Annotated in this window: 6 protein-coding genes and 1 tRNA gene; 2 read left to right on the top strand and 5 right to left on the bottom strand. The window is 66.7% G+C overall.

Going from position 1 to position 5,060, the window contains the following annotated elements:
• The coding region (locus DPM33_RS35485) for a helix-turn-helix domain-containing protein (RefSeq protein WP_167449087.1) at nt 1-187 on the bottom strand (187 nt) is incomplete at its 3' end.
• A gap of 168 nt (nt 188-355) precedes the next feature.
• Here DPM33_RS35485 and DPM33_RS35480 point away from each other — a divergent pair.
• Nucleotides 356-432: transfer RNA gene (locus DPM33_RS35480), tRNA-Arg, on the top strand.
• Nucleotides 433-462: 30 nt separating this feature from the next.
• Here DPM33_RS35480 and DPM33_RS35475 read toward each other — a convergent pair.
• The 4 genes from DPM33_RS35475 to DPM33_RS35460 form a co-directional block, all read right to left on the bottom strand.
• Nucleotides 463-1,395 (bottom strand): anti-sigma factor family protein, encoded by a 933-nt coding sequence (locus tag DPM33_RS35475; RefSeq protein WP_112102213.1) that lies wholly within the window; start codon nt 1,393-1,395, stop codon nt 463-465.
• On the bottom strand, nt 1,382-1,921 hold the full coding sequence (locus DPM33_RS35470) for a sigma-70 family RNA polymerase sigma factor (RefSeq protein WP_245442693.1): 540 nt from the start codon (nt 1,919-1,921) through the stop codon (nt 1,382-1,384). The genes DPM33_RS35475 and DPM33_RS35470 overlap by 14 nt, the downstream gene beginning before the upstream one ends.
• Nucleotides 1,922-2,427: 506 nt before the next feature.
• Complete coding sequence (gene chrA, locus DPM33_RS35465) at nt 2,428-3,816, bottom strand: chromate efflux transporter (RefSeq protein WP_112102211.1); 1,389 nt, start codon at nt 3,814-3,816, stop codon at nt 2,428-2,430.
• Nucleotides 3,813-4,631, bottom strand: coding sequence for a chromate resistance protein ChrB domain-containing protein (locus DPM33_RS35460; protein WP_112102210.1), 819 nt, complete (start codon nt 4,629-4,631; stop codon nt 3,813-3,815). The genes chrA and DPM33_RS35460 overlap by 4 nt, the downstream gene beginning before the upstream one ends.
• Before the next feature lie 244 nt (nt 4,632-4,875).
• Here DPM33_RS35460 and DPM33_RS35455 point away from each other — a divergent pair.
• Nucleotides 4,876-5,060 (top strand): helix-turn-helix domain-containing protein (locus tag DPM33_RS35455; protein ID WP_167449087.1); only part of this gene is annotated, 185 nt, incomplete at its 3' end.

Raw genomic sequence — 5,060 nt, 5'->3', positions numbered from 1 at the left:
CCGCAGGCACCCGACGCGTCGAAAGCTTGCCCAAACGCCGGTCCCTTAAGCCATCCTCCCCAGCCTCTTCGTAGCGGTCGCGATAACGCCGAAATTGCCGTTCCGACATGCCCAGTAGCTCACCAGCCTCCAGCATCGAAAGATCGCCGCCATTCCAGCGGCTTAAAACGTCCCGAAACTTCTGCATTCTCCGGTCCTGTAGCCATGCTGTCCGTCCCATCCCCAGCCTCCATTCGCTGGCGATAAAACCGGACAACTCGTGTGCTACCTAACCCGGACAACTCATGTGCTTACGACAGCACTATCGCATGCCCCTTGGCGAACCGGCCCGAAGCGTTTATGTGTCGGGCCGCGTGGTCCCGTAGCTCAGTAGGATAGAGCGGCAGATTCCTAATCTGTAGGTCACAGGTTCGATTCCTGTCGGGATCACCACTTTTCCAATCTACCCCGAGCTTCCCCGACTTACCCCGGGCTGCCGGCCGCCGGATTGGCGATGATCGCCGCCCGGAAGCGGGCGACGAAATCGTCGAGTGCGGGGCGTTCGGCATCCGAGATCGCCCAGTAGGAGAAGGCGTCGTCGGTCCAGTGGACGAGCAGGAAGCCGCCCGCCGAGAGGTCGTCCGCCACCGGCATCGATTTGGCCTCGTTCTGCCGGGGTGCGGCCACCAGCGTGATCAGGTGCTCGTGATGGCGGTAGACCAGCGCCGGCATCGGCCTGTCGCCGATCACCTCGACGCGTCCGCCAAGCAGCGCGTAGCCGTCCTTGGCCATGTCGGGCGCCGCCGGCGACACGCCGATGCGGCCGTCGAGCCATGGCTTCACCGTATGGCGGTCGGACGAAACGATGTCGACCGGGGTCGCGGCGAGCAGGCTGCGGCGATGGCCGTTGGCGACGGCCACGGCGAAGCTGTCGGAGCCATTATCCGCCGTCGTCAGCCATTGCGTCGCGCCGCTGGCGAGAACCGCCGTCAGCGCGATCGAGGCCGCCATCTGGCGCCAGTCGAACGAGTTGAACCAGCGCGCCGAAACGCGTGGCCGCATCTCGACGACCTTGCCTTGCTGCTGTTGCGGCTGCGCGGACGGCTGTGGCTCCGCCTTCGCCGCTGCGGGCTGTACAGGCTCGGCTTCCACGCCTTTGACCTCGGCGATAGCCGCGATGCGCGCCAGGAAATCGTCGCTGACGGTCGGGCGCGGCAGGTTGGCGACCGCGCCGCGCAGCGCCACCAGCCGCGCATGTTCGGCGGCAAGCTCAGGATCGGCGGCCATGCGTCGCTCGACGGCAAGCGCCGCCGCGGCATCGAGCTCGCCATCGACGAGGGCGTGGATCATCAGCTTCATATCCTGCGGGTCTTGCGGCAATCCATCCTCGCGCGGGCGGTTTTCATGCGGGCTCATGGTGCCCTCCAAGTTCGCTCATCAACAGGCCGCGGGCCCGTGCCAGCCGCGACATCACCGTGCCTTGCGGCACGCCGAGCATGGCGGCGATCTCGCGGTAGCTGAGGCCGTTTATGTCGCGCAACACGAGTGTTTCTCGGAACCCTTGCGGCAGCCTGGCGATCGCTGCTTCCACCGCCGCCGAGTTCGCCTTGGCGATCAGCGCCGCCTCAGGGCTGTCGGCGTCGTTGTCCGGCGGCGGCGAGACATCGTCGAGATCGGCGAGATCGCCGACGGCGACCACGCCGCGCGGACGGTTCTTCGCCATCCATGTATAGGAGGCGTTGCGCACGATGGTGAGCAGCCACGCGCGGGGGTTACCCCCGGCGAAGCCGGCAATGCCCGCATGCGCCTTGAGGCAGGCCTCCTGCACCACATCCTCGGCGTCGGCTTGGTTGCCGGTCAGCCAGCGGGCGAGCGACAGCGCATCGCCGAGATGCGGCAGCACCACTTCGGCAAAACGCGCGGCCAGTATCTTTTCGCTCAACACCGTTCCACCGTCAGGCGCTCCCGCCAGGGGCTTGCGGCCGCCCCCGGCGGGCGGCGCGGACCTGTCCCTGCTCGTGCGGGTGAAGATCGCGACTGCAGGCGCCGGCGCCTGCTTCGGAGGAGGAGAAGGCATTGGTGTCACCGGAGTCAAGTGTCTCGGACGAGCGGCGCGCCTCGGAAGGGAACGGCGCATCGCTGGCTGCAGTGAGGTGCTCGCCGTCATGGCTGTGGTTCTCGATGGTTGCGGTCGGCACGGATCACGGCCGGCGGCGGGGCGGTATCGCCCAGGACAGATGCGCCCAGCTCCAGCGCTCCAGAGGTCGGCGTCGGCTGATGCCTTCGCCCTCTTCAGCCCTCGCACCTCTATCGTCATGCCACTTCATGGATGGTCTCCTGCCGTTGCGCACACATGGCGCATGCCCTGGAGACCAGCGGACTCGGCCATTTATTCCCGGCAACCGGCTTTTTCGTTCCAGCCCGGCGTAATCGGTTTGTCGGGCGGCGTCACAGTGCCTGCAGCGCAAGCCCCGCCAGCGCCGATCCCGCCAGCGTCGGCAGCATGCCGAGCTTCAGCCTGAACATGGCGACCATCGCCGCCGCCGACAGCAGCGCGGCGCGCCAGTTAAGCGAGGACGGGACCGGCACCTCCACGCCCCAGCCAGCGCTTGCGACCTTGCCGAAGACGACATGCAGCGCGAACCACAGCGCAAGGTTCATGATCACGCCGACCACCGCCGCCGTGATCGCGCCGAGCGCCGCCGCCAGCGCCTTGTTCTGGCGCAGTTGCTCGATGTAGGGCGCGCCTAGAAATATCCAGAAGAAGCAGGGCACGAAGGTGACCCAGAGCGTCAGCAGCGACCCGAGCGATCCGGCCAGCAACGGGCTGGCAAAGCCGGCATGACGATAGGCAGCGGTAAAGCCGACGAATTGCAGCACCAGGATCAGCGGCCCGGGCGTCGTCTCGGCAAGCCCCAGCCCATCGACCATTTCCCCCGGGGACAGCCAGCCGAAGGAGGTGACCGCCGCCTGCGCGACATAGGCCAGAACCGCATAGGCGCCGCCGAAGGTGACGACGGCCATCAGGCTGAAGAAGCCGCCAAGCTGCGCCCACACGCTGGCCGGGCCGGCAAGCAGCGTTATTACCGCCACCGGACCGAGCCAGACCGGCAGCCAGATGGCGATGGTGCGAAGCGCATGCCATCGGCTCGGCAAGGTGTGGCCGAGTTCGCCGCGTTCGAACATCTGGTCGACCACGCCCCGGCGGTCGGCATCGGCCGCGCCCTTGCCATGCGCCGAGCCGGAGAACAGCCCCGGCGCGAAGCGGCTGCCGATCCAGCCGATGACACCTGCCGCAAGCACGATCAGCGGGAAAGGCAGCTTGGCGACATAGATGGCGAGGAAAGCCGCCACCGCGATCGCCACCATGGCGCGGTTCCTCAGCGCCCGCTTGCCGATGCGGATCACCGCCTCGACGACGACGGCAAGCACCGCCGCCTTGACGCCGAAGAACAGCGCCTCGACGACCGGCGCGTCGTTGTAGAGCATGTAGAAGCTGCTCAGACCGAGCATGACCAGCGCGCCGGGCAATACGAACAACAGGCCCGCCACCAGGCCACCCGCCGTCCGGTGCAGCAGCCAGCCGATATAGACGGCAAGCTGTTGCGCCTCGGGGCCTGGCAGCAGCATGCAGTAGTTGAGCGCATGCAGGAAGCGCTCCTCGCCGATCCAGCGGCGCTCCTCGACCAGTTCCTTGTGCATCAGCGCGATCTGTCCGGCCGGCCCGCCGAAGGAGAGCAGGCCGATCTTGGCCCACAGCCGCGTCGCTTCGCGGAAGCTCGGCATGGCCGTGATTTCGGTCGGCCGCGTGGCGCCGTCCTTGGCAAGCGCGGTCATGGCGCCTTGCCCCCGACCGGCCAGTTGTGCGTCTCGTCGGTGGCGTCGCGGCACCAGCGGAAAAAGGCGTCGTAGAGCAGCATGCCGGCTTCGAGCTGCTCGAGATCGTCGCGGAACATGCGCGACAGGCCGAGCGAAGCGGCGAGGAACCCGGCCGCCTGCGGGACGAGATCGAGGCGCGCCGTGTCGGCCGCGCGCACGACCAGCGCCAGGCGATCAAGCGCTTCGAGGCGCAGGCCGAATTCCTCGATCATCGTATCGAAGGTGCAGCGCTCGCCACGATGGCTCCAGAACACGCCCTCTATGTCGAAGGGAACCGCGGCGAAGCGATCGGCCACCAGAGGCACCTCGGCCGGATCGACGAACAGGAACACCGCCTTGGGATCGACGAAGCGGCGGATCAGCCACGGACAGGCGATGCGATCGACCTTCGGCCGGGAACGGGTGACCCACACGGTGCGCCCCTTCTCGTCGCGCGGCGGCATCGCGCCGGCGCTGACCAGGGGCGCCTTGGCGGCCGCCCAGGCCTCGAAGCCGCCTTCCAGCGACTCCGCCTGAATGCCTTCGTGGCGCAGCCATGCCGCCACGCCTTGCGAGAGCTTCTGTCCTCTTTGGCAGATGACGGCGACTTTTGCGCCGGAGAACTCGGCCGCCCAGGTCGAGACGGTTCTGAAATCGCGCCGGCATGACGCCGGCAAAAGGCGCGGTTCGGCTTGGTAATCGTCGTCGACGCGCACGTCGATGAGAACGGGCGCATCCGGCAGTCCGACGAGGCGGGAAAGCTGCGGAACGGTAATTGCGGTAGTTGACGGCATGGCGTCCACCTCCTGAAACAAAGAGAGTTTGGACGCGATCGTTGGGCTGACGCCTCACGGGGTCGTCGCGGGGAACCCCTTGGCCAAGATGCTGGATCGTCCCCCGGCGATTGTCAAGAATCCAATTGTCGAGTGTCGTAAGCACATGAGTTGTCCGGGTTAGGTAGCACACGAGTTGTCCGGTTTTATCGCCAGCGAATGGAGGCTGGGGATGGGACGGACAGCATGGCTACAGGACCGGAGAATGCAGAAGTTTCGGGACGTTTTAAGCCGCTGGAATGGCGGCGATCTTTCGATGCTGGAGGCTGGTGAGCTACTGGGCATGTCGGAACGGCAATTTCGGCGTTATCGCGACCGCTACGAAGAGGCTGGGGAGGATGGCTTAAGGGACCGGCGTTTGGGCAAGCTTTCGACGCGTCGGGTGCCTGC

This window comes from Mesorhizobium hawassense (assembly GCF_003289945.1).
GTDB lineage: Bacteria > Pseudomonadota > Alphaproteobacteria > Rhizobiales > Rhizobiaceae > Mesorhizobium > Mesorhizobium hawassense.
Note: the sequence above shows the minus strand (reverse complement) of the source record. Positions and strands in the feature narration are given on the sequence as shown.